Source organism: Ancylobacter oerskovii, from assembly GCF_018390555.1.
In the GTDB taxonomy this organism is placed as follows: domain Bacteria; phylum Pseudomonadota; class Alphaproteobacteria; order Rhizobiales; family Xanthobacteraceae; genus Ancylobacter; species Ancylobacter oerskovii.
Map to the genome: position 1 here is coordinate 25,716 of NZ_JAHBGB010000019.1, position 24,479 is coordinate 50,194.

Annotated in this window: 22 protein-coding genes; 17 read left to right on the top strand and 5 right to left on the bottom strand. The window is 66.7% G+C overall.

All coding sequences use genetic code 11. The annotated features are described in order from the left end of the window. Nucleotide 1: 1 nt before the first annotated feature. Nucleotides 2–1,063 (bottom strand): aldo/keto reductase, encoded by a 1,062-nt coding sequence (locus tag KHC19_RS09005; RefSeq protein ID WP_213352027.1) that lies wholly within the window; start codon nt 1,061–1,063, stop codon nt 2–4. A gap of 28 nt (nt 1,064–1,091) precedes the next feature. Next, complete coding sequence (locus tag KHC19_RS09010; protein WP_213352028.1) at nt 1,092–2,180, bottom strand: LacI family DNA-binding transcriptional regulator; 1,089 nt, start codon at nt 2,178–2,180, stop codon at nt 1,092–1,094. 493 nt (nt 2,181–2,673) lie between these two features. Between KHC19_RS09010 and KHC19_RS09015 the strand changes: the two genes are divergently transcribed. The 6 genes from KHC19_RS09015 to KHC19_RS09040 all read left to right on the top strand — a co-directional run bounded on the left by KHC19_RS09015 (nt 2,674) and on the right by KHC19_RS09040 (nt 9,199). Continuing rightward, the gene (locus tag KHC19_RS09015; RefSeq protein WP_213352029.1) at nt 2,674–3,669 is read left to right on the top strand and encodes an ABC transporter permease; all 996 of its coding nucleotides are present in this window, start codon (nt 2,674–2,676) and stop codon (nt 3,667–3,669) included. Between the two features lie 41 nt (nt 3,670–3,710). Beyond that, nucleotides 3,711–4,754: a substrate-binding domain-containing protein gene (locus KHC19_RS09020; RefSeq protein ID WP_246548544.1), complete on the top strand. Its 1,044-nt coding sequence runs from the start codon at nt 3,711–3,713 to the stop codon at nt 4,752–4,754. Between the two features lie 123 nt (nt 4,755–4,877). Then, the gene (locus KHC19_RS09025) at nt 4,878–6,455 is read left to right on the top strand and encodes a sugar ABC transporter ATP-binding protein (RefSeq protein ID WP_213352031.1); all 1,578 of its coding nucleotides are present in this window, start codon (nt 4,878–4,880) and stop codon (nt 6,453–6,455) included. Then, complete coding sequence (locus KHC19_RS09030; RefSeq protein ID WP_213352032.1) at nt 6,452–7,480, top strand: ABC transporter permease; 1,029 nt, start codon at nt 6,452–6,454, stop codon at nt 7,478–7,480. Before KHC19_RS09025 ends, KHC19_RS09030 begins: the two co-directional genes overlap by 4 nt. Nucleotides 7,481–7,548: 68 nt before the next feature. Continuing rightward, the gene (locus KHC19_RS09035) at nt 7,549–8,550 is read left to right on the top strand and encodes a dihydroxyacetone kinase subunit DhaK (protein ID WP_213352033.1); all 1,002 of its coding nucleotides are present in this window, start codon (nt 7,549–7,551) and stop codon (nt 8,548–8,550) included. Between the two features lie 10 nt (nt 8,551–8,560). After that, nucleotides 8,561–9,199, top strand: a complete 639-nt coding sequence (locus KHC19_RS09040) for a dihydroxyacetone kinase family protein (protein WP_213352034.1) — start codon at nt 8,561–8,563, stop codon at nt 9,197–9,199. Between the two features lie 69 nt (nt 9,200–9,268). Here KHC19_RS09040 and KHC19_RS09045 read toward each other — a convergent pair whose 3' ends face one another. Beyond that, nucleotides 9,269–10,072, bottom strand: coding sequence for an inositol monophosphatase family protein (locus KHC19_RS09045; RefSeq protein WP_213352035.1), 804 nt, complete (start codon nt 10,070–10,072; stop codon nt 9,269–9,271). Nucleotides 10,073–10,360: 288 nt separating this feature from the next. Here KHC19_RS09045 and KHC19_RS09050 point away from each other — a divergent pair, with 288 nt between their 5' ends. The 10 genes from KHC19_RS09050 (at nt 10,361) to KHC19_RS09095 (ending at nt 20,812) form a co-directional block, all read left to right on the top strand. Then, nucleotides 10,361–11,710: an ABC transporter substrate-binding protein gene (locus KHC19_RS09050; RefSeq protein WP_213352036.1), complete on the top strand. Its 1,350-nt coding sequence runs from the start codon at nt 10,361–10,363 to the stop codon at nt 11,708–11,710. Between the two features lie 123 nt (nt 11,711–11,833). Next, nucleotides 11,834–12,388: an SIS domain-containing protein gene (locus KHC19_RS09055; protein WP_213352037.1), complete on the top strand. Its 555-nt coding sequence runs from the start codon at nt 11,834–11,836 to the stop codon at nt 12,386–12,388. Nucleotides 12,389–12,446: 58 nt separating this feature from the next. Continuing rightward, entirely contained in the window at nt 12,447–13,361 is a 915-nt protein-coding gene (locus KHC19_RS09060; protein WP_213352038.1) for a carbohydrate ABC transporter permease, read from the top strand. Further along, nucleotides 13,361–14,170, top strand: coding sequence for a carbohydrate ABC transporter permease (locus KHC19_RS09065; RefSeq protein WP_213352039.1), 810 nt, complete (start codon nt 13,361–13,363; stop codon nt 14,168–14,170). Before KHC19_RS09060 ends, KHC19_RS09065 begins: the two co-directional genes overlap by 1 nt. Further along, nucleotides 14,167–15,096 carry a sugar phosphate isomerase/epimerase family protein gene (locus KHC19_RS09070; RefSeq protein WP_343207681.1) on the top strand — a complete coding sequence of 310 codons (930 nt, stop codon included), beginning with the start codon at nt 14,167–14,169 and terminating at the stop codon, nt 15,094–15,096. The genes KHC19_RS09065 and KHC19_RS09070 overlap by 4 nt, the downstream gene beginning before the upstream one ends. A 10-nt stretch (nt 15,097–15,106) precedes the next feature. Continuing rightward, the gene (locus KHC19_RS09075; protein WP_213352040.1) at nt 15,107–16,081 is read left to right on the top strand and encodes a sugar-binding transcriptional regulator; all 975 of its coding nucleotides are present in this window, start codon (nt 15,107–15,109) and stop codon (nt 16,079–16,081) included. Nucleotides 16,082–16,128: 47 nt separating this feature from the next. Further along, the gene (locus tag KHC19_RS09080; RefSeq protein WP_213352041.1) at nt 16,129–17,211 is read left to right on the top strand and encodes an ABC transporter ATP-binding protein; all 1,083 of its coding nucleotides are present in this window, start codon (nt 16,129–16,131) and stop codon (nt 17,209–17,211) included. 40 nt (nt 17,212–17,251) lie between these two features. Further along, complete coding sequence (locus KHC19_RS09085) at nt 17,252–18,289, top strand: NAD(P)-dependent alcohol dehydrogenase (protein WP_213352296.1); 1,038 nt, start codon at nt 17,252–17,254, stop codon at nt 18,287–18,289. Nucleotides 18,290–18,461: 172 nt separating this feature from the next. Continuing rightward, the gene (locus tag KHC19_RS09090) at nt 18,462–19,190 is read left to right on the top strand and encodes an SDR family oxidoreductase (RefSeq protein ID WP_213352042.1); all 729 of its coding nucleotides are present in this window, start codon (nt 18,462–18,464) and stop codon (nt 19,188–19,190) included. Between the two features lie 2 nt (nt 19,191–19,192). Continuing rightward, nucleotides 19,193–20,812 carry an FGGY-family carbohydrate kinase gene (locus KHC19_RS09095; RefSeq protein ID WP_213352043.1) on the top strand — a complete coding sequence of 540 codons (1,620 nt, stop codon included), beginning with the start codon at nt 19,193–19,195 and terminating at the stop codon, nt 20,810–20,812. Between the two features lie 104 nt (nt 20,813–20,916). Here KHC19_RS09095 and KHC19_RS09100 read toward each other — a convergent pair whose 3' ends face one another. Then, complete coding sequence (locus tag KHC19_RS09100) at nt 20,917–22,563, bottom strand: alpha-keto acid decarboxylase family protein (RefSeq protein WP_213352044.1); 1,647 nt, start codon at nt 22,561–22,563, stop codon at nt 20,917–20,919. A 333-nt stretch (nt 22,564–22,896) separates the two neighbouring features. Further along, nucleotides 22,897–23,595, bottom strand: a complete 699-nt coding sequence (locus KHC19_RS09105) for an O-methyltransferase (protein ID WP_213352045.1) — start codon at nt 23,593–23,595, stop codon at nt 22,897–22,899. A gap of 361 nt (nt 23,596–23,956) precedes the next feature. Here KHC19_RS09105 and KHC19_RS09110 point away from each other — a divergent pair, with 361 nt between their 5' ends. Then, nucleotides 23,957–24,445, top strand: coding sequence for an RrF2 family transcriptional regulator (locus tag KHC19_RS09110; protein WP_213352046.1), 489 nt, complete (start codon nt 23,957–23,959; stop codon nt 24,443–24,445). Nucleotides 24,446–24,479 lie beyond the last annotated feature (34 nt).

The window sequence follows — 24,479 nt, forward strand, 5'->3', positions numbered from 1 at the left end:
GTCAGACCTGGCCGAGGTCCTCATACCCCGCATGCAGCGCCCAGTCGCCGGCGCCGAAGCGGTCGCGGGCGAAATTGTGCTGGTGCCAGTAGGGATAGAGATAGGGTGGCCGGCTGACGAGGTTGAGCCGTTCCAGTTCCTCGGCGGTCAGGTCGAGGTCGACCGCGGCGATGTTGTCGCGGAAATGGCTCTCCTGCGTGCCGCCCACCACCAGCGAGGCGATGCCCGGCCGCGACAGCGTCCAGGCGATCGACACCTGCGCGGCGGTGACGCCGCGCGCGGCGGCGATGTCGTTCAGCGTGTCGACGATGTTCCACAGCCGCTCGCTGTCGCGGATCGGCGGCTCGCTCCAGCCGGCGGCCTGGCGGGAATCGGCGGGAAACTTGTCCCGTCCGAACGCGCCGGAGAGCAGGCCGGCGGCGAGCGGGCTCCACACCATCACCCCGACTCCCTGGTCGACGGCGATGGGCAGCAGCTCGTACTCGGCCTCGCGGGCTTCCAGCGTGTAATGGATCTGCTGGGTGACGAAGCGCGGCAGGTTTTTCGCCTCGGCGATGCCCAGCGCCTTCATCACATGCCAGCCGGAATAGTTGGAGCAGCCGATATAGCGGATCTTCCCCGCCCGCATCACCGCATCGAGCGCCGAGAGCGTTTCCTCGAGCGGCGTCGTGCCGTCCCATTCGTGCAGGAAGTAGATGTCGATGCGGTCGGTGCGCAGCCGCTTCAGGCTCCGCTCGCATTCGCGGATGAGGTGGTAGCGCGACGTGCCTTCGTCATTGGGGCCGTCGCCGATGCGCATGCGCGCCTTGGAGGAGATCAGCACGCGGTCGCGCCGGCCCTCCAGCACCTCGCCGACGATCTCCTCCGAGCGGCCGAGCGAATACATGTTGGCGGTGTCGAGCACGTTGATGCCGCCGTCGAGGCAGACATCGACGAGCCGGCGCGCTTCGGCGACGCCGTGATTGGCGACCTTGGCGAAAGCGCCGACCCCGCCGAAGGAGAAGGTGCCCATGCTGAGCGCCGAGACCTTGAGGCCGGAGCGGCCGAGCGTGCGGTACTTCATGGCGGTTCTCCCGGAGTGATCGGTGCCGTCAGGCGGTTTCGGCGATGCCGCGCCGGCGGACCACGCGCGGGGCAGGGTGGGGCGCGGCGGGGCCGCGGTCGCTGGCGCGGCTCACCAGGCGGGCGCCGACGAGGATCTTCACCGGCGGCTGCGGCTCCGCGGCGCCGATGAGATCGTCGAGCAGGGTGACGGCGAGATTGCCAATCTTGCGCTTCGAGACATCGATGGTGGTGAGCGGCGGCTCCATGGTGGCGCTGAGCGGCAGGTTGTCGAAGCCGATCACCCCCACGTCGTCGGGGATGCGGACGTTGAACTCGCGCAGCGCCTTGATGAAGCCATAGGCGATCACGTCATTGGTGCAGAAATAGCAGTCGGCGAGGTCGATGCCGCGGGTCAGGGCCGCCACCGTATCGGCATAGGCGCCATCATAGGTCGATTCGACCGAGAGGATATGGGCGGGATCGGTCGGGAGGGCGAGCCGGGCCATATTGCGGTGGAAGGCTTCCTGCCGCAGCCGGAAATTGGTGGTGTCGACATGGCTCGCCACGAAGCCGATGCGCTCGAAGCCCTGCTGGCGCAGACGCGCCAGGACCTGGTAGACCGCGTCCTCATTGTTCATGTTGACGAAATTGGCTTCCACCACATCGTAGAAGGTGTCGATGAACACGATGGGGCGGCCGACGCCCTGCAGCACGCGTATGTCGGTTTCCGATATTTCGGTCCCCAGCGCGATGACGCCGCTGATCGGTGCCACCGCCAGCGTGTCGGCGACGGAAATGATGCTCTGTTCGTCGTGGCTGACCACTTCCAGCGTGTAGCCGCGCCGCGTCGCCTCGGCGGACATGCCGTCGATGTAGTCGGAAACGAAGACGCTGTGGTCGCGGTTCACCGTGTGGCCGTGCTTGGCGATCTTGAGGAAGCGGAGGGTGCCGGCGGCCTCCACCCGCGGCTTGGCGAGGCGCGGGACATAGTTGAGGCGCGCCGCGGCTTCGAGCACGCGGGCCCGGGTGAGGCCGGAAATCTCTCCCTTGCCGTTCAGCACGAGCGAGACCGTGGCCGGTGATACGCCCGCCGCTTCGGCAATGTCCCGGATGGTGAAGGACTTTTTCTCTTTCATGGCCCGATGCGTATCCTCAAGGAGCCCATGATGCGCCTGATGGCGCAATTTGTTTAGTAAACATTGAGGCTCCCTTTTGAGGGTTAAGCCAAAAGAAATGGGCTGGCAACAGCCGTGCAAGAGCAATGCAAGGTTCCGATGCCGACCTTGTCGTTTCGCTCATGATTTGTGCAGGCGTGGGCATTAAATCCGCCGCTCCCGACGACGCCCTCTGTGGCGGTGATCCGGCCGCGGCGGTGCTCAACTGGGTGAGAAGTGCTGTCCTATAAGGGTTTGGCATACATAATTCTTCCCCTGGTCGAAGGACGGTGGCCGTGCTTGGGCATGGCGTGATTTTCAGCGGGCCTCGGCGAGGGGCGCCACGGGTACCGGAGGCGAAACTCCGGCGTGTCGTATTGGAAGGCGGCTTGCACCCCGCAAAAGCCTTTGCTAGGGATTTAGTGAAGCTGGTCATAATTTAGTAAAAAGCTCGAACCACTCCGGGGAGGAGGCCATGCGGACCACCGGCGGACAGCTGGTCATGCTCGTCGTCATCAATGTGGCGCTGCTCGCTTTCGGCGCCGCCATATCCGGCGGCACGTTCCTCTCGCCGTTCAATCTGCAGTCCATGGCCGGCCAGCTGCCGGAAATCGGCTTCCTCGCCATCGGCGTCATGCTGGCCATGTGCGCCGGCAATGGCGGCATCGACCTGTCCGGCATCGCGCTTGCCAATCTGTCGGGCGTGGTCTCGGCGGTGGTGGTCGGCTCCTTCCTGTCGAGCGCGGATCAGCCGGCCGCCTATTCGCTGGCCTTCATCGCCGGCGCGCTGGTGGTCGGGGTGCTGGGCGGTACTTTCAACGGCGTTCTGATCAGCCGGCTCAACATTACGCCTATCCTCTGCACCCTCGGCACGCAGATGCTGTTCACCGGCCTCGCCGTGGTGGCGTCGGACGGACGGGCGGTGACGGTCGGCAGCCCGGACCTGCTGTCGGAGATCGGCAACGGCCTGTTCCTCGGCGTGCCCATCAGCTTCGTGATCTTCATCGCGGTGGCGGCCTTCATCGCCGCGCTGCTGAAGTTCACTCCCTTCGGCCTGTGGCTAATGCTGATGGGCACCAACCCGAAGGCGGCCGTCTATGCCGGCTTCCCGCGCACCAAGGTGCTGATCGCCACCTACGCGACCAGCGGCCTGCTCTCCGGCCTCGCCGGGGTGATCATCGCCGCGCGCAACGTCAACGTGAAGTGGGACTACGGCACGTCCTACCTGCTGATCGCCATCCTGATCGCGGTGATGGCCGGCGTGCGCCCCGAGGGCGGCTATGGCCGGGTGATCTGCGTGGTGCTGGCGGCGATCGCGCTGCAGCTGATGTCCAGCATGCTGAACTTCGGCGGGCTGTCCAATTTCGTGCGCGACTTCGCCTGGGGCGCGCTGCTTCTGACCTTCCTGGCGGTCGGCCGCTACAACGTCGTCGGCTTCCTGAACCCGAACAAGAGCAAAAAGCTCGTGTGATGCGGACCCCTCACGCATCGATCCGGCCAATCGAACCGGCCATGAGGGTGGCAACAACAGTGGAGGAAACTGTGGGCGCTATTTCGAAGAAGATCCTGCTCGGCTCGGCGATGGCGATGGCCCTCGTCGCGGGAACGGCCGGCGCGCTGATGGCGCAGGACAAGCCGGTCATCGCCACCGTGGTGAAGATCAGCGGCATTCCGTGGTTCGACCGCATGGAAACCGGCGTCAAGCAGTTCCAGAAGGACAATCCCGACGTCGTCGCCACCCAGTACGGTCCCGCCACCGCGGACGCCGCCCAGCAGCTGCAGATCGTCACCGATCTCGTCGCCAAGGGCGTGAACGGCCTCGCCGTGGTGCCGATGGATCCGTCGGTGCTGGAAGGCACGCTGAAGCGCGCCATGGACCGCGGGATCATCGTGGTGACCCACGAGGCCGACAACCAGAAGAACACCCATGCCGACGTCGAGGCCTTCGACAACGCCGATTACGGCAAGGCCCTCAACGAGCGCCTCGCCCAGTGCATGGGCGGCAAGGGCAAGTGGACCACCTTCGTCGGCTCGCTGGGCAGCCGTACCCACATGCAGTGGGTCGGTGCGGGCGAGGCCAACGCCAAGGCCGCCCATCCCGAGATGACGCTGGTCGACCCGAACAACGAATCGTTCGACGACGCCAACGGCACCTATGAGAAGGCCAAGGAAATCCTGCGCAAGCACCCGGACATCAAGGGTTTCCAGACCTCGGCCGGCAATGACGTGCTCGGCGTCGGCCGCGCCATCGACGAGGCTGGCCTGACCGGCAAGGTGTGCCTGGTCGGCACCGGCCTGCCCAACCCCTCCGCCGATCTGCTCGAAGCCGGCGCCATCACCGCCATCGGCTTCTGGGATCCGCAGAAGGCCGGCATGGCGATGAACGCCGTCGCCAAGAAGCTGATCGCCAAGCAGAAGGTCGAGGACGGCGCCAATCTCGGCGTGCCCGGCTATGAGAAGGTGAAGGTCACCAAGGGCCCGGGCGAAGGCCTGCTGATCATCGGCAACGGCATGGTGATCGCCGACAAGAAGAACTACAAGGAATACCTCTTCTGATCGGTTGTCCGACCCTGGATGCCCGGAGGCGGCTCGTCCGCCTCCGGGACCTCCCGAACGCGCCGTCGCGCGCCACGCCCGCCCATCGGTGAAGGGGGATCGCCCGTGTCCCAGGTTTCAGCAATGCCCCGCCCGGACGCCGCCGCCAAGGCGGACGCGTTCCTTGAGCTGCGCGGCATCCACAAGCGCTTCGGCGGCGTGCACGCGCTGCGCGGCGTCGGCTTCACCATCGAGCCGGGCGAGGCCTATCATCTGCTCGGCGAGAATGGCTGCGGCAAGAGCACCGTCATCAAGATCATGTCCGGTGCCCATGCCCCGGACGAGGGCGAGATCGTCCTCGAAGGCAAGGTTTACTACTCACTGACCGCCATCCAGTCGCTGAGCGCCGGCATCGAGACGGTCTACCAGGACCTCTCGCTGCTGCCGAACCTCACGGTGGCGGAGAATGTCGCGCTCAACGAGCAACTGGTCGCCAGCGGCGGGCGGCTCGCGCGGCTGTTCGACCGCGCCCGGCTGCGCGAGACCGCGGCGTCGGCGCTTGCCACCGTCGGTCTGCCGACCGACCGGGCCTTCCTCGGCACCGTCGTTTCCGACCTGCCGCTGGCGCAGCGCCAGCTGGTCGCCATCGCCCGCGCCATCGCCACCCGGGCGAAGATGGTGATCATGGACGAGCCGACCACCTCGCTCACCCGCCGCGAGGTCGACAACCTCATCGCCGTGGTGGAGCGGCTGCGCTCGGAAGGCGTGGCGGTGCTGTTCGTCACCCACAAGCTGGACGAGTGCTACCGCATCGGCGGCCACGCCATCGTGTTCCGCGACGGGCAGTGCGTCGAGCAGGGCCCGCTCGCCAACTACACCAAGCAGCGCCTCGCCGAGCTGATGACCGGCCGCCGGATCGACGCCGAGCGCTATCGCACCGGCGCGCCGATGGCCGGCGAATTGTTCGCCGCCAGCGGCCTCTCCCTGCTGCCCAATGTGCGCGACGTCAGCTTCTCCGTCCGCAAGGGCGAGATCCTCGGCATTACCGGGCTCGCCGATTCCGGCCGCAACGAACTCGCCATGGCGATCGCCGGGGTGATGCCGGCGACAGGCGGCAGCCTCCGCATCGACGGCAAGGCGGAGAAGATCCGCCACCCCTCCGAGGCGATCAAGCTCGGCATCGGCTATGTGCCGGAGGACCGGCTCGCCGAGGGGCTGTTCCTCGACAAGTCGATCTTCGAGAACGAGATTGCGCTGGTGGTGCGCGACCTCGCCAATGGCTTCGGCGTCGTCGACAAGGCGAAGGGCCGGGCGCTCGCCGACAAGCTGTCGCAGGACATGCGGCTGAATACCCGCAATCTCGACCTGCCGGTCGGCGCGCTCTCGGGCGGCAACCAGCAGCGGGTGCTGATCGGCCGCTGGCTGTCGATCCTGCCCAAGCTCCTGGTGCTGCACGGCCCCACGGTGGGCGTCGACGTCGGCTCCAAGGACACGATCTACCGCGTCATCCAGCAGCTCGCCGAGGCCGGCATGGGCCTCGTCATCGTCAGCGACGACCTGCCGGAGCTTTTGCAGAACTGCGACCGCATCCTGGTGATGAACAATGGCCGCGTCGTCGCCGAATACGACGCCCGCGAGACGGACGAGGACCAGCTGTACAAGGCCATGCTGGTCTCCAAGCCCGTCACTCAGCCCGCCGTGAACACGGAGACCGCCCGATGAGCGCCACGCATCTCACCGAGAGCGCCGCCGTGCCGGTCCCCCGGCCCAATCGGCTGCTGGAGCTGGTACGCCGGCGCCCGGAGATCATCACCCTGGTGCTGCTGGTGGCGATCTGCGTGGCGGTGTCGATCATCAACCCGGCCTTCCTCCAGCCCTCCTCGCTGGTCGATATCGGCCGCGCCAGCGTGGTGATGGGGCTGTTCGCGCTCGGCGTGTTCATCATCCTGGCGGCGGGCGGCATCGACGTGTCGTTCACCGCCATCGCCGCCTTCACCATGTATTCGATGACGCTGCTGGTGAAGAACCACTGGCCGGACGCGCCGATCTCGCTGGTGCTGGTGGCGGCGACGGCCGGCGGGGCGCTGCTCGGCGTCGTCAACGGCCTGCTGGTGCATTACCTCAAGGTGCCGTCGCTGATCGTCACCATCGGCACCCAGTATCTGTTCCGCGGCATCCTGCTCGCCTTCATCGGCACGGTGTGGATCATGTCGCTGCCGCCCACCATGGGCGCCTTCGGTCGGCTGCCGCTGGTGCAGTTCGATTCCGGCGGGCGCACCATCACCCTGCCGTTCTATTTCCTGGTGCTGCCGGCGGCGGCGCTGATCACCTGGTGGATGCTCAACCGCACGCTGATGGGCCGGGCCATCTTCGCGGTGGGCGGCAACGCCAATGTGGCGGAGCGGCTCGGCTACAGCCTGCGCACCATCCACGTCTTCATGTTCGCCTATGCCGGCGCGCTCGCCGGCCTTGCCGGCATCATCCACACCGCCGCCAACCGACAGTCGAACCCGTTCGACCTGGTCGGCACCGAGATCAACGTCATCGCCGCCGTGGTGCTCGGCGGCGCCCGCATCACCGGCGGCACCGGCACCGTGATCGGCACGCTGCTCGGCGTGCTGCTGGTGGTGGTGGTGAATAGCGTGCTGGTGATGGTCGGCATCCCCTCCACTTGGCAGCGCGTGGTGGTGGGGGCCTTCATCCTGCTCGCCGCCGCCTTCTTCGTGTTCTGCCAGAAGAAGAACTGATTTCCAAAGAGACACGCCAAAGCCACGTGTCAGAGACACGCCATAGCTTCGAGCTCAAGAGGACCGAGATGAAGAAGTTTCTCAACGATCCGGCGAATTTCGTCGACGAGATGCTCGAGGGCATCTACCGGGCTCATCCCCAGGTGACCTATGTGAACGACGACAAGCGCTGCCTCGTCGTTGCCAAGCCCAAGGACGGCAAGGTCGGCATCGCCACCGGCGGCGGCTCGGGCCATCTGCCGCTGTTCCTCGGCTATGTCGGCGACAACATGCTGGACGGCTGCGCGGTGGGCGGCGTGTTCCAGTCGCCGAGCGCCGACCAGATGCACGAGGTGACCAAGTACATCGACCAGGGCGCAGGCGTTCTCTACATCTACGGCAACTACACCGGCGACATCATCAATTTCGACATGGCCGCCGAGCTCGCCGACATTGACGGCATCACGGTGAAGCAGGTGGTCGGCAATGACGACATCGCCTCTTCCGTGGTCGGCGAGGAGCACAAGCGTCGCGGCGTCGCCGGTATCTTCTTCGTCTACAAGGCGGCCGGCGCGGCGGCGGCGAACGGCCTGTCGCTCGACGAGGTGACCCGTCTCGCCGACAAGGCGCGGCTGAACGTACGCACCATCGGCGTCGCGCTGTCGAGCTGCGTGGTGCCGGAAATCGGCCACGCGACCTTCTCGGTCGGCGAGGACGAGATGGAGATCGGCATGGGCATCCATGGCGAGCCCGGCATCAGCCGCAAGAAGCTCGCCCCGGCCGATGCCGTCGTCGACGAGATGACGGAACGGGTGTTCGCCGAGCTGCCGGCCGGCGCGGGCGACGAATTCGCCGTGCTGGTCAACGGCCTCGGCGGCACGCCGAAGGAAGAACTCTACATCCTGTTTCGCCGCGTCTCGCAGCTGTTCGAGGCGAGGGGCTCCAAGGTGAAGTACGTCTGGATCGGCGAGTTCGCCACCGCCATGGAAATGGCCGGCGCCTCGATCTCGGTCTTGAAGCTCGACGCCGAGCTCGACCCGCTGATCGCCGCGCCGGTGAACACGCCGTTCTTCGCCCACTACAAGGCGTGAGGAGAGAGCGATGGACGCGATCCGCGCCGACGATCTCATCGGCCTGTTCCAGAGCTGGCGCGACATGTTCGCCACCGAGCGCGAGTTCCTGATCGCGCTCGACGGCAAGGTCGGCGACAGCGATCTTGGCATCACCATGTCGAAGTCCTTCGCCGCCGCCTATGACACGGTGGCGGCCGAGGGCGCGGCGGCGGGACTGACCAAGCTGCTGCGCTCGGCCGGCGCCATCATGGCCAAGACCGCGCCTTCCACCATGGGCACGCTTACCGCCACCGGCTTCCTGCGCGGCGCCAAGGCGCTGGAGGGCAAGGACGCTATCGGCACCGCCGAGGCGGCCGCCTTCTGGCGCGCCTATGCCACCGGCATCGCCGAGCGCGGCAAGGCGAAGCTCGGCGACAAGACCATCCTCGACGTGCTCGACCCGGTCGCCGGGGTGCTGGAGACACAGGCGGCGTCCGGCGCCGCGCTTGCCCCGGCGATGGCGGCTGCGGCGGATGAGGCCGAGGCGGCGCTGGAGCGCACCAAGACCATGAAGGCGCAGCACGGCAAGGCGGCCGTCTTCCAGGAGCAGACGGTGGGCCTGCAGGACGCCGGCGCCACGGTGGGCGTGTTCCTGGTCAAATCCATGAGCGCGTTCGCCGCCGGCTGAGCGGCGTTCGGACGGAACGGCAGTGGCGGCGGCCATGACCCGCCGCCGCGCCTCTGACAAAGGGAACGATCAGGAGGCTGCGCCGCTCAGGCGGCGGAGCTGGCCATGCACGCGGTGATTGCCGGCCCAGATCGGGCCGGGTTGGCCAAGATCCCCCTCGAAGGTCACTACGCCGCCGGCTTCCCGCACGAGGACGATGCCCGCCCAGCAATCCCAGCAGTGGAGGGTGGGGTCGTAATAGCCGGCGAGCCGGTTGGCCGCGACATAGGCCAGCATCAGCGCTCCCGAGCCGACCCGGAACAGCACCCCGCCCTCGCGATAGAGCGCTTCGACGAACGCCCCCGCCTCCTGCGGCGAGGCCTTCTGGGTGGCGCCGAAGCCGATGGTCGTCGAGGCGACGGTCCAATCGGGATTCATGGTCAGCGGCCGGCCGTTGAGGCGGGCGCCGGCCCCCGTCGCCGCCGCATAGAGCTCGCGCAGCATCGGCGCATGGACGACCCCGGCCGCCGGCTCGCCCCGGCGCGCAATGCCGATGGAGACGGTCCAGTTCGGCTGGCCGACTAGGAAGGGCATGGTGCCGTCGATCGGATCGATCACCCAATCGAATCCGGAAAGGCCTTCGGTGGCGGCCTCCTCCTCACCGACGATGCCGTCATCGGGGAACTGCTCGCGGATCATCCGCCGCAACCAGATCTCGATGCTGCGATCCGCCTCGCTGACGAGATCTTGGGAATCGGACTTCGAGGTCGGATGCAGCGTGTCGCGATTGAGAAAGAAGGAGCGCGCCTTGGTCCCGGCCATGCGGGCCAGTCTTTCCGCGGCGGCCAGCCGCCTGTGGAGCGGATCGGCCTCGCCGTCTGTTGTCGCTGCCATCGCCTGCCTCTCCGCTTCCAAAGGTGCGTTCGGATCATATGCCGTCATGATGCTATTGCATATTTGAGTTTACAAATGTATCGATTTCATCGTCGAAAGACGGCGCGCACCGCCTTGCCGGTCTGGCTTTCCGAAGCTCCGGCAGCGGGATGGCGCGTTGCGCGGGTATGCGGACAGGAGCGGTCGCCTCGGCGAGGCCGTCTCGTTCGCCAATAAGGAGAGACGGCCCGAGCCGTCCGCATGTCGGCCTCGCCCAGCACCGGCGCTGCGCCATCTCAGGAGGAAAAAATGAAGCGTGCATTGAGAATCTGCGCCAGCGTCGCCGCCCTCGCGGCCGCGATCGCCGCGATGCCGGTCGCCGCCATGGCCGACTGGCTCGAAGAGGCGGCGAAGCCGCTGAAGGGCACCGAGGTCAACGGCATCTTCCTCGACCGCCCCGGCTACCGGGCCATCATCAAGCTACTGCCCGAATTCGAGAAAAAGACCGGCATCAAGGTAAATTACGAGATCGTCCCCTACGAGAACGCCCGTGAGAAGGAAGTGCTGAACTTCACCTCGCGCGGCGACCTCACCATGGCGCTGGTCGATCTCGTCTGGATCGGCGAGTTCGCCGAGAATGGCTGGCTGGTGCCGGTCGACGATCTCGCCAAGGACAAGGCGATCACCGATCCCGACCTCAACCTCAAGGGCTTCTTCCCGCTGCTGCTGGACGCGTTCGGCTCCTGGGGCGGCGTGACCTACGGCCTGCCCTTCGACAATTATTCCGGCCTGCTGTTCTACAATTCCTGCAAGCTGAAGGAGGCCGGCTTCGACAAGCCGCCGGCGAGCTGGGCCGAGCTGAAGGACGTCTATGGCCCGAAGCTGACCGATGCCTCCAAGAACCAGTACGCCTATGCTCTGCAGTCGCGCCGCGGCGAGACGCAGTCGGCCGACAGCTTCATGCGCTTCCTGTGGCCGTTCGGCGGCTCGCTGCTGAACAAGGACTTCAAGTCCAACCTCAACAGCAAGGAAAGCCAGACCGGTCTCGCCTTCCGCCAGGACCTGATGAAGTACATGCCGCCGGGTGACGTGTCCTTCGATCACGCCGAGGCGGTGAACGCGCTGGCGCAGGGCCAGGTGGCGATGATCACCGAATGGTCGGCCTTCTACTCGACCCTCGCCGACCCGGCGACCTCCAAGCTCGGCGACTGCCTCGCGGTGGCTCCCGAGCCCGCCGGTCCCGCCGGCCGCCTGCCGGCGCTGGGCGGCTTCTCGCTCGCCGTCGCCTCGCAGGCCTCGCCCGAGCAGCAGAAGGCCACGTGGCTGTTCATCCAGTGGGCGACCTCGGAAGCCATCGCCAAGGCCTATGTCGATGCCGGCGGCGTGTCGGGCCGCATGGCGGTCTATAACGACCCCGAGGTGAAGGCGAAGTACAAGTTCGTCGAGCCGCTGGTCGCCTCCTGGCAGGCCGGCGTGCCCGAGTATCGTCCGCGCTTCCCGGCCTGGCCGGCGATCTCCGAGATCGTCGCCGAGTGGGGCTCCAAGATGATGCTGGGTGAAGTCACCGTCGAGGGCGGCGCCAAGGAGATCGGCACCCGCATGGAGCAGATCCTCGGCAAGGAAGGCTATTACGACGGGAAGAAGAAGCTTCTCCAGTGATCTGAAGCCGGCGGTGCCTGCGGTTCTCCCCCCAAGGCATCGCCGACCTCGACGGGCGGGCGCCCTCTCCCGCGAAGCGGCGTCCGCCCCCTTCTTTCTGAAACCGTGCCGGGATCCGACGACATGACCACTCTCCATGGCCGGGCGCTGGACGAATTGCGCGGCTGCCTCGACGCGGTGCGTAGCGAGGAGTTCGATGGCGCTGTCGCTGCGATCGCTGCCGCCGGACGCGTCGCGCTCTATGGCGTCGGCCGCGAAGGGCTGCAGATCAGGGGTCTGGCGATGCGGCTGTTCCATCTCGGCCTCAAGGCCGCGGTGGTGGGCGATATGACGACGCCGCCGGTCGGCGCGGGCGACCTGCTCGTTGTCTCCGCCGGTCCGGGCGACTTCTCCACCGTCTCCGCGCTGATCGGCGTGGCGCAGGACGCCGGAGCCCGGGTACTGGTGGTCACCGCCGAGCCGGCCGGCGCCGCCGCGAAGCGGGCCGATCTCGTGCTCGCCGTGCCCGCCCAGACCATGGCGAGCGACCGGGGTGCCGCCGCTAATTCGGTGCTGCCGATGGGCTCGCTCTATGAGGGCGCGCTCTACATCCTGTTCGAGATTCTCGTCCTCAGCCTGCGCGAGCGGCTGGGCGTGTCGCCGGCGCAGATGCGCGCCAACCATACGAATCTGGAGTGATCCGGCGTCTGCCGCCGCGCGGCGCCTTGCTCCCGATCCCTGCCATCAGGACGATGCCATGAGTGAAACCATGCGGGCAGCGCCCACCAAGCCCAATCGCGGTTACGGCCGCTGGACGCCATTGTGGTTCCTGGCGCCCGCCGTGCTCACGCTGTTCCTGATCGGCATCTACCCGACGATCTTCGCGCTGGTCACTTCGTTCCGGCGCTACAACATCACCCGGCCGCGCGAGGGCTTTCCCTTCGTCGGTTTCGAGAACTACGTCGCGGTTTTGACCGACAGCACCTTCTGGTCGTCGCTGCTGCTCACCGCCAAGTTCTACGTCACCGTGCTGCCGATCCAGGTGGTGCTCGGCCTGATCATCGCGCTCCTGCTGCACAAGCCGGGCATGGGCCTGTTGAAGTCGCTCGCCCGGGTGACGTTGGTGGTGCCGCTGGCCACCACCTATGCGGTGGTCGGCCTGATCGGCCGGCTGATCTTCAACCGCGATTTCGGCGTCGCCAACCAGTTCCTCGGCTTCGCCGGCTTCGGTCCGATCGACTGGCTGTCGACGCCGGGCGGCGCCTTCGCCGCCATCGTCATCATGGACGTCTGGCAGTGGACGCCCTTCTGCGCGCTGATCTTCCTCGCCGGCCTTTCCATGGTGCCCGGCGAGATCGAGGAGGCGGCGCGGCTGGAGACCTCCTCCAAGCTCGCCTTGCTGCGCCATGTGCAGCTGCCCTATCTGCTGCCGGGCCTGACGGCGGTGATGATCCTGCGCTCGGCCGACGTGCTGAAGCTGTTCGACATGGTGTTCGTGATGACGCGCGGCGGGCCGGGCTCGGCCACCGACCTGATCTCGATCTACATCCAGCGCGTCGGCTTCCGCATCTTCGATCTCGGCACCGCCTCGGCGCAGGCGATCCTTTTGCTGATCATCACCATCGTCATCAGCCGGCTGTACATCCGCCTGCTCTACCGGGAGGTCCAGTGATGCGCGGCAAGATTCTTCACGCCATCGGGCTCGCTGCCATCGTCGTCTTCACGCTGTTCCCGTTCGTGTGGATGGTGATGGCGAGCTTCAAGACGCAGTCCGACATCCTCGCCTCGCCGCCGGTGTGGCTGTTTACCCCGACGCTGCAGAACTATGTCGACATCTTCGCCGATACCAAGGTCTCCGGCGCCATCGTCAACTCGCTGATCGTGGCGACGCTGAGCACGCTCCTGTCGGTGATCCTCGGCACGCCGGCGGCGTTCGCGCTGGCCCGCTACGATTTCCGCGGCAAGTCCGACCTGTGGTTCTGGTTCATCTCCAACCGCATGACGAGCCCGATCGTGCTGGCGCTGCCGGTCTACCTGCTCGCCATGTATGCGAACCTGCTCGACACCCACATCGTGCTGATCCTGATCTACCTCACCTTCAACATCCCGATCGTGGTGTGGATCGTCACCGACCAGTTCAAGTCGATCCCGCCGGACCTCGAACAGGCGGCGCGCCTCGACGGCGCCGACCAGTTCACCATCTTCCGCAAGATCTACCTGCCGCTCGGCGCGCCGGGCATCGCGGTCTCCGCGATCTTCTCCTTCATCTTCTCGTGGAACGAGCTGCTCTACGCGCTGGTGCTGACCCGCCGCAACGTGCAGACCGCGCCCGTCGTCGCGACCTCCTTCATGTCCGGCTACGAACTGCCCTGGGGCAAGATCATGGCCACCGGCACCGTCATCGTGCTGCCGGTGACGATCTTCGCGCTCATCGTCTCCCGCCACATGGTGCGCGGCCTGACCATGGGAGCGACCAAGTGACGGATGACGTCGTGACGGGTGACGTGCAGTCCATCCCCTTCGGCATCAACCTGTCCTTCTGCGTGAAGCGCTGGGTGACGCCCGAGCTGTGGGCGCCGCTGGTGCGCGAGCGCCTCGGCCTCGACCTGGTGCAATTTTCCTACGACCTCGCCGACCCGATGTGGCCGGATGCCATCCTCGACCGTCACGCCGCCGAACTGCGGCGGCAGGCGCAGGCGAGCGGCATCACCGTGCACAGCGCCTTCATCGGCCTCGCCCACTACACCTTCAACCAGTTGCTGCATCCCGACCATGACGTACGCGATTATGCGGAGCAATGGCTCGTCCGCGCCTACCGCTTCGCGGCGCTGGCCGGCATTGCCCGCGTCGGCGGCCCGCTCGGCGCCATCCCGGCGCGGCTCGACGGGACCGAGGCGGAGGCGCTCGACGCGGCGGACTATGCCGATCTCGTCGCCCGCATGCACCGGCTCGCCGAGCACGCGAAGGCCGAGGGCCTGGCGGAGCTCTATGTCGAGCCGACGCCGATGCGGCGCGAATGGCCGTGGACGGTGGCGCAGGCGCGCCGGATGATGGACGATGTCGCCGGCAGCGCCGTGCCATGGCGACTGTGCCCCGACTGGGGGCACGGCACCTTCGAGCCGCTCTACGGGCCGGACCATGGCGCGATGGAGCCGTGGTTCCGCGACCTCGCCGACGTCATCACCGCCGTTCACATCCAGCAGACCGACTTCCTCCTCGACCGGCACTGGGACTTCACCGTGCCCGGCAAGGTGGATCCCGTGGCGGCCGCAACGCTGCTGCGCCGCACCGGCCTCGCCGCGGCCCCGGTGTTCCTCGAGGTCTTCTATCCCTTCGAGCACGACAGCGGCTCGATCCTGACGGCGCTCGAGGCGACTTCGGCGCGCCTCAAGCAGGCCTTAGCCTGATGGGGAAGCCATGAACGGCGGTGGGCGCGAGCGCGGCAGGCAGATGGCGGGACAGGAGATCGAGGCGGCGCAGATCCGCGCCCGCGTCGCCTGGCTGTATTTCATCGGCGGCCTGACGCAGCAGGACATCGCCGACCAGCTCGGCCTCACCCGCCTGCGCATCAACAAGATCCTCGGCCAGGTGCGCTCGGACGGCTCCGTCTTCATCGACATCCGCCTGCCGATGGCCGAATGCGTCGAGGCCGAGCAGCGTTTGAAGGCGCGCTACGGGCTGGAGGCGGCGACGGTGGTACCGAGCCTGCCGGACGAGGCCGAGCAACAGCGCGTCATCGGCGAGGCCGCCGGCGCCGAGCTCGACGGCCTGCTGGAGAACGGCATGGGCCTCGGCGTCGGCTGGGGCAAGACGCTGGCTGCCGGCCTCAAGCGCGTGACGGTACGGCCGATGCCGCAGAGCTGGGTGACCTCGGTGATGGGCGGGCTCACCCGCGGTTCCGGCGCTTCCACCTTCGAGGTGGCGACCGGCTATGCGCGTTCGATCTCGGCGGAATGCTACTATCTCGCCGCGCCGCTCTATTTCCCGACCCCGGAGAGTCGCACCATGCTGCTCTCGCATCACGGAATCCGCGAAACCATGCGCCGGGCGCGTACTGTCGACGTGGCGCTGCTGTCCTGCGGCGACATGACGAACCGCTCGCTGCTGGTGCAGACGCAGACCGTCTCGGAGAATCTGCCGAGCCTTGCCGCCGCTGGCGCCGTCGGCGACCTGCTCGGCGTATTTCTCGATGGGCAGGGGCGCCCGGTGCATCATCCGCTCAACGAGCGGGTGCTGTCGCTGGCGCCGCACGAGCTGAGCCCGGTGCGCCATTCCATCCTCGCCTCGGGCGGGCTCTACAAGGTGCCGATTGTCCGGGCGATCCTCCGGGCGGGCTATGTGAAACGACTGGTGACCGACGAGCGGTGCGCGGGCGCGCTGCTGGAAAGCTGATGGACGGCGTCCGCATGCCCGGACCGGCCCTATCTGGAGTTGAGCTGATGACTTTCCTGCGACTGGACAACATCAAGAAGAACTATGGTGACGCCTCGGTCATCAAGGGCGTCAGCTTCGCCGCCGCGAAGGGCGAGTTCGTGGTGTTCGTCGGTCCCTCGGGCTGCGGCAAGTCCACGCTGCTGCGGATGATCGCCGGCCTGGAGGATGTCAGCGAGGGCCAGCTCTACATCGACGGCAAGGACGTCACCTATGAGGAGCCCGCCAAGCGTGAGGTCTCCATGGTGTTCCAGTCCTACGCGCTGTACCCGCACATGAACGTGTTCGAGAACATGGCGTTCGGGCTGCGCATGGCCAAGCGCCCGGAAGCGGAGATCAAGGCGCAGGTGGCGGAGGCCGCCCGCATCCTGCAGCTGGAGCACCTGCTCGACCGCAAGCCGCGCGCCCTGTCCGGCGGCCAGCGCCAGCGCGTCGCCATCGGGCGCTCCATCGTCCGCCATCCCAAGCTGTTTCTGTTCGACGAGCCGCTGTCCAACCTCGACGCCGAGCTGCGCTCGCAGATGCGCGTCGAGATCGCCAAGCTGCACCGCAGCCTCGGCGCCACCATGGTCTACGTCACCCACGACCAGGTGGAGGCGATGACGCTGGCGGACCGCATCGTGGTGCTGCGCGCCGGCCTCGTCGAGCAGATCGGCTCGCCGACCGAGCTCTACGACAAGCCGGCCAACACCTTCGTCGCCGGCTTCATCGGCTCGCCGAAGATGAACTTCATCAATGCCAAGGTGTCCTCCGCATCCGGCACCGGCCTGCGGCTCGACCATCCGGCCTTCGCCGGCGGTACGCTGGGCGTCGACACGCCGGCTGCCGCCCGCGCCAAGGTCGGCGATACCGTGACCGTCGGCATGCGGCCGGAGCACCTCACGGTCGGCGCGGCCAATCCGGTGCTGTCGCTCACTCTCGACTTCGCCGAGAGCCTGGGCGGCTCGACCCAGCTCTATGCCCGTTCGGAGGGCGAGCCGGTGATCGCGCTCACCGCCGGCCGGCCGGAACTCAAGCCGGGCGATACGCTCAATCTCGGCATCGATCCGCGCCACATCTATCTCTTCAACGCCGCCGGCCTCGCTCTCTAGAGCCTGCCGACGACGGCAACCCCAGCAGGAAAAGCCCATGGTGCAGGCACTGGTTCTCGAAAAGAAGGGCGAGCTTTCCCTTCGCGACATCGATCTCCCGCAGGAGGTCGGCCCCGACGACGTGAAGATCGCCATCGACACGGTCGGCGTCTGCGGCAGCGATGTGCATTACTACACCCACGGCGCGATCGGCTCCTTCGTGGTGCGCGAGCCGATGGTGCTCGGCCACGAAGCGGCAGGCACCATCATCGCGATCGGCGCCAACGTGAAGAACCTAAAGGTCGGCGACCGGGTCTGCATGGAGCCGGGCGTGCCGAACATGAACTCCCGCGCCACCAAGCTCGGCATCTACAATGTCGATCCCGACGTGCGCTTCTGGGCGACGCCGCCGATCCACGGCGTGCTGACCCCCGAGGTCGTGCATCCCGCCGCCTTCACCTACAAGCTGCCCGACAACGTCTCCTTCGCCGAGGGCGCGATGGTCGAGCCCTTCGCCGTCGGCCTGCAGGCGGCGACGCGGGCGCGCATCACCCCCGGCGACGTGGCGGTGGTGATCGGCTGCGGCCCGATCGGCATCATGACCGCGCTGGCGGCGCTCGCCGGCGGCTGCGCCCGGGTCTACATCTCCGACCTCTCGGCGCCGAAGCTGGCGATTGCCGGGCAATATGCCGGCATCCATCCGGTCAACATCACCGAGCGCAAGCTCGCCGACGTGATCGCCGAGGAGACCGAGGGCTGGGGCGCCGACGTGGTGTTCGAGGCCTCGGGCTCGCCGCGCGCCTATGACGGCATCTTCGACATCGTGCGGCCCGGCGGCACGCTGGTGCTGATCGGCATGCCCGTTGAGACGACGAAGTTCGACGTCGCGGCGGCGATCATCAAGGAAGCGCGCATCGAGACGGTGTTCCGCTACGCCAATAATTTCGACCGCGCGGTCAACCTCATCGCCTCCGGCAAGGTCGACCTCAAGCCGCTGATCTCCGAGACCTTCGACTTCGCCCGCAGCATCGAGGCCTTCGACCGCGCGGCCAAGGGCCTGCCGGACGACGTGAAGCTGCAGATCAAGCTGCGCGGCTGAGCGCGGGAGCCTCCCTCTCGCGACCTTGGTTCCCTCTCCCCATTGGGGAGAGGGTTAGGGTGAGGGGGGAGCGACGTCCAAGGCTCCGCAACCGCGCCCCTCACCCAGCGCTATGCGCCGACCTCTCCCCATTGGGGAGAGGTTGTTTCACCTCACCCATTCGGAGTTTCTCATGGGAAGCAGGCTTCAGGGCAAGGTTGCCGCGATCACCGGCGCGGCGTCGGGCATCGGCCTCGAATGCGCCCGCGCGATGCTGGAGGAGGGCGCCACCGTCGCCCTCGTCGACCGCGCCGCCGATGCGCTGGAGGGTGTCTGCACCGAACTCGGCCCCAAGGCCGTGCCGGTGGTGGTCGATCTCCTGGATCCGGCCAGCGTGGCCACCATGCTGCCGCAGATCCTGGACAGCTGCGGTCCGCTCGACATCTTCCACGCCAATGCCGGCGCCTATATCGGCGGCAACGTGGTGGAGGGCGACCCGGACGTGTGGGACCGGGTGCTGAACCTCAACGTCAACGCCGCCTTTCGCACCGTGCAGGCGGTGCTGCCGCACATGGTCGAGCGCAAGACCGGCGACGTCATCTTCACCTCTTCGGTCGCCGGCGTGGTGCCGGTGGTGTGGGAGCCGGTCTACACGGCGTCGAAATTCGCCGTGCAGGCCTTCGTCCACACCGTGCGCCGGCAGATGGCCCCGCATGGCGTGCGCGTCGGCGCGGTGCTGCCCGGCCCGGTGGTCACCGCCCTCATCAAGGACTGGCCGCAGGCCAAGCTCGACGAGGCGCTTGCCTCGGGTGCCCTCATGGAGGCAAAGGAGGTGGCGGACTGCGTCATGTTCATGCTGACCCGTCCGCGTAACGTCACGGTTCGTGATCTCGTCATTCTGCCGAACGCAACGGATCTTTGAGCATGAGCGGATGTTTCGCTGGAATTGACGTCGGCACCGGCAGCGTTCGCGCCGGCATCTTCGACAGCAGCGGCAAGCAGCTGGCCGTCGCCAAGCGGGACATTCGCATCTGGAAGGAACATGGCGATGTCGTCGAGCAGTCGAGCGACGACATCTGGGCCTGCGTCTGCGCCAGCGTGAAGGAGGCGGTCGCCCGTGCCGGTATCGCGGCGGGCGACGTGAAGGGCATCGGCTTCGATGCCACCTGTTCGCTGGTCGTGCTGGGGGCGGAGGGCCGGTCGCTGCCGGTCGGTCCCCATGGCGATCCGGCGCGCAACGTCATCGTGTGGATGGACCACCGTGCGACCGGGCAGGCGGATCGCATCAATGCGCTGGGCAGCCCGGTGCTCGACTATGTCGGCGGCACCATCTCTCCCGAGATGGAGACGCCCAAGCTGCTCTGGTTGAGCGAGAAGCTGCCCAACACCTTTGCCGATGCCTGGCAGTTCTTCGATCTTGCCGATTTCCTGACCTGGAAAGCGACCGGCAGCCTTGCCCGCTCGGTGTGCACGGTCACCTGCAAATGGACCTATCTCGCCCATGAGCAGCGCTGGGACCCGGATTACTTCCGCAAGATCGGCCTCGGTACGTTGGCCGACGAGGGCTTCGTGCGGATCGGGACCGAGATCGTCGCCGCAGGGACGCCGCTCGGCGGCGGCCTCACCGCGCAGGCGGCGGAGGAACTCGGGCTTGCAGATGGGATCGCGGTCGCCGCGGGCCTCATCGATGCGCATGCGGGGGGCCTCGGTACGGTCGGCGCGCGGCAGGGCGGCGGCGAGGCGGGGGCGAACGGGGCCTTGAGCCGCATGGCCTATGTGTTCGGCACATCGGCCTGCACGCTGCTCACCACGACCGATCCTGCCTTCGTGCCCGGCGTATGGGGCCCTTATTTCTCGGCGATGGTGCCGGGTTTCTGGTTGAACGAGGGCGGCCAATCGGCCGCCGGCGCCGCGATCGATCGTCTGGTCCGGCTGCATCCGGCGGCGGCGCAGGCGACCGAACTCGCCAAGGCCGACGGCCAGAATCTCAGCGCATGGCTGGCTCGCCGCGCCGAGGCGGCCGGAGGGGCGTCGGCCATCGCCGCGCTGGTCGGCACGCTGCATGTCGTGCCCGAGTTTCTCGGCAATCGCGCGCCCTTCGCCGATCATCTCGCGCGGGGCGTCATCGCCGGGCTGGACATGGACGAGGACCTCGATAGCCTGGTCGGACTCTACATGGCCGGGCTTGCGGGCATCGGCTACGGCCTGAAGCAGATTCTCGACGCCCAGGCGGCGAAGGGCGCCCGAACCGAGACCGTTGTGGTGTCCGGTGGGGCCGGCCAGAGCGCCCTGGTGCGGCAGGTGCTCGCCGATGCGGCCAATGTGAACATCGCCGCCATCGGCGCGCCCGAGCCGGTTCTGCTCGGAGCGGCCATGCTCGGCGCCGTGGCGGCCGGACGCTATGCCGACTTCCGCGAAGCCATGTGGTCGATGTCGGAAATCGAGGTCGTCTATCCCCCCGATGCCGCCACCCGGCTCTGGCACGAGCGCCGCTTCAAGGGGTTCGAGGCTCTGCAGGCCGCCTATCGCCATCTTCGTGATTGAGGTCTGCGGATCGACGCAAGTGGCCCGCCCCCGGCCATGCGGGGGCCGCCGCCGGGGCGCAGGGCGACGGAGATCCTCCGTCGCTTGCGCGCGGGATGCCGCGGTCAGCCTTCCGCGGCGGCCTGCTTCATCTTCTCGCTCAGCTTCAGCGAGAGCGGGGAGGCGTCGTAGCGTCCCGTCACGACTTCGATATAGGCTCCCTTGTCTGCGGCCGCGGCCGCCGTCAGCGCAGCATCGAGCTCGGCGCAGGTCGTGGCGCGCATCACTGTCCAGCCATCGCAGCCGAAGGCGTGCGGAAGCTCGGTGTACCGCCAGGGCGCGATGTCGTTGTAGAGGATCTCGGGATCCTTGCAGAGCAGCCGCTCGATCAGGTAGCCGTCATTGTTGAGCACGAAGACGACGGGCTTCAGTCCCAGCTGCTCGAACAGCCCGAGTTCCTGCACGGTGAGTTGGTGCGAGCCTTCGCCGGTGATCAGCACGGTGCGCCGTGTGGGATCAGCCAGCGCCGTTCCCACCGCTGCCGGGGTCGCCCAGCCGATCGCTCCCCAGAGGGTCTGGTTGTAGAAATTCGCCCCTGACGGCATGCGGGCGAAGCCGAGACCCATGGAGGCGGTGCCGGTTTCGGCAACCACGATATCGCCCGGCTGGATGAATTCCGCCCAGCGCGGGTAAAGCGCCTCGGCACTGATCGGCTCGTCGCCGGCGCCACTTATCGGCCCGAGCGAGCCGGCGGCAATGCCTGGCCAGTCGCGCTGCTTCAGGGCCCGGGTGAGCGCCGCCAGCATGTCGCCGAGCTCGACGCTGGGATAGGTGTGGCCATCGACGCTGACGCTGTGGTGGTCGATGGCGATGGTGCGCGCCGGATCGAGATTCGCGGTGAAGGAGCCGGTATTGAAGTCGGTCATCAGCGTGCCGACGGTGACGATCCGGTCGCGGCCCTCGACGAAGGCCTGAACCTCCTCGTTCATCAATGCGCCGTCATACATGCCGGCATAGGCCGGTTGCCGCTCGTCCAGAACGGTCTTGTCGTGGAACATGGTGGCGAAGGGCAAGCCGGAGGCATCGACCAGTTCCTGCAGCCGATGGCCCAGGCCGAGGCGGGCGACGATCAGGCCCGGCAGCAAACAGGCGGTCTGCGCCCTGTCGAGCGCGGCGACCACGGCCCTGGTGGCCGCGGCGAGCTGGTCGGGATCGCTCCTGGGGGCCGGTACCGGTGCGGCGCTGCTCACCACCGGCTGGTTGGCGAGATCGGCCGGGAAAGCCATGTAGACCGGGCGTAGATGGTAGAGAGCCTCGGCGATCAGACGCTCGGTCTCATAGGCGACGTTCTGGGGCGTCATGACCGCGTGGGCGCACACCACCGGCTCGCTCATCCGGCGGAACAGATCATATTCGCCGGTGCCCAATGTGTGATGCACGATGGCGCGTGCGCGCTGAACCGCCATGCGGGGCGTGCCCACCAGATGGAAGATCGGCAGCCGTTCGGCATAGGCCCCTGCCACACCGGCGAGCGCGCTGAGTTCGCCCACGCCATAGGTGGTGCTGAGCGCCGCCACGCCCTTGATGCGGGCATAGCCATCGGCGGCATAGGCGGCATTCAGCTCATTGGCGCAGCCGACCCAGCGCATGCCGGGCTGCTGGCAGATGGCGTCGTTGACCGGAAAGGCGAAATCGCCAGGCACGCCGAAGACATCGGAAATGCCGATCTCATGCAATCGGGTGAGGACGTGCTGGATGACGGTGAGTGCCATGGAAGGCTCCAGTGGAGGCGTGTCGGTGGGCCGGCATGCTCAGAACGTGGTCGCGGAAAGCGACGACGGCAAGAGAACGGCAGCGGTTTCACCGAGGTTCCCGGCTGGCAACGATATGTGCCTCGCCGGCGTGGAGGTGCCTCGCCCGGGCGCAGCAGGCCGGTGTGCTCGCGGCTCCTCGATCGCAGGGCGCAGCCATTCGCGCCGTATCCGCCAGGTTGGCGGATCGGCGATCTCTCCTGCCTGTGGAGCGCGAGGACGTCGTCGAGAGCGTGGAAAGAGGCAAGCGCGCGGATGCGCCGTCAGCGCCTCATCCTTCGTCGCTCCCCGTCTTCATACCTCGATCATTCCGATCCTGGTGGAGACGGAGAGGCTTCCCTTGACATAATTCTCGTTGGACACCTTCTCCCAGCAATTGCGCATATCGTCCGAGAAATTGACGTCGTCGAGAATGACGATACCTCCCGGCCGCATATATCTCCGCAGGATTTCCAGCTGGCTCAGAACGAAATCCTTGGTGTGGATGGCATCTATGAAGCCGATATCCACCGACCCCGCCGACAGGGTTCGGTCGGCGTGATGTTCGAATGTGCCGCGGATAAGGGCGAAGTTCGAGGATATGGCCGACAAATTCTTGGCGGCGAGCTCCGCCCATATGTCGTTCGGCTCATATGTGAAGAGCTTTCCTCCGGTGTGCTTCAAGCCGGACAGCCAGTACATGCCCGACGCGCCGAAGGCCGTTCCGAACTCAACGACCGTCTTGGCGCGCAGTCTGTCGACCAGCCACACGTAAAGACGCCCATATTCGGAGCTGGTCCTCACATTGTTGCTGCGCCGGACTTTCGAATGGGCGTTCTTGTAATTCTTTACCGTTGAATATCCGGACCAAAGAGGGTGCTCGCCTGTTTCGTTGGTCAGGCGGCAACGCTTTTCCACGATCGGCTCTTCGTCAAAACCCGATGCTACGAACTCGTCGCTACAGAATAGGTCGGCGAGGACGCCGGATTTCTTCGTGAACTTGATGGCCGACATATTTCTCTCCCGGAGATTGAATTTGGGATGACGCGAGCATGACAAGAGCGAACTGGCGCTTTTCGCTCCGTCGCAGCGGCGACGTCTCCGGGACAGCGATGCTAGTGCAATAACCTAGCGTAAGGAACAGTGAAATGTTGGGATGCAGGGCGCCTGTTTGATTGCCGCGAGAATTGTGTACAGCAGACGAGGACCCGATTACCGGTTCATTCGTTCCCGGATGGGAAAAGTGCTCCGCCATGTCGGGAGCCGGCGTCGGGGATTACTGAAGCGGACCGGAGGGAAGAGCGGCATTTGCAGCTCTGCCAATTTAAGGATATTTTCAATCCACAATTAGGGCGGCGTTTGGTCGGGCAGCGGCATGATCCTCAAAAGCCAGGTGGAATGGGCGCTTCATTGCTGCGCCATCCTTGCCGGACTTCCGGCGGGTCGTTACCTGTCGACGAAGGCACTGGCGGAATTCCACGGCTTGCCGAAGGAGTATCTCTCCAAGGCGTTGCAAAGCCTTTCGCAGGCGGGTCTCGTCGACACATCCCTGGGGCCGAGCGGAGGCTACCGGCTGCGGGTGCCGGCTTCGGAACTCACCTTCCTCGACATCGTCGAGGCCGTGGAGGGCAAGGGAAAGTCGTTCGTCTGCAACAATATTCGCGCCAACAACCCATGCCGTCCGCAAGGCTTTTGCGAGAGCCACCCCTGCGCCATCGCGCGGATAATGTGGGAGGCGGACGAAGCCTGGCGTGTCAGGCTTCGCGCTGTGCGCATCGCGGATCTCATCGCCATGCTCGGGGAAGAGATCCCCCCGGACGTCTGGAAAAAGACGGCGGACTGGGTCTTGAAACGAGCCGGCTAACGGTGTGGCGCAGCGTCGTCTGCCGTCTCGTCGG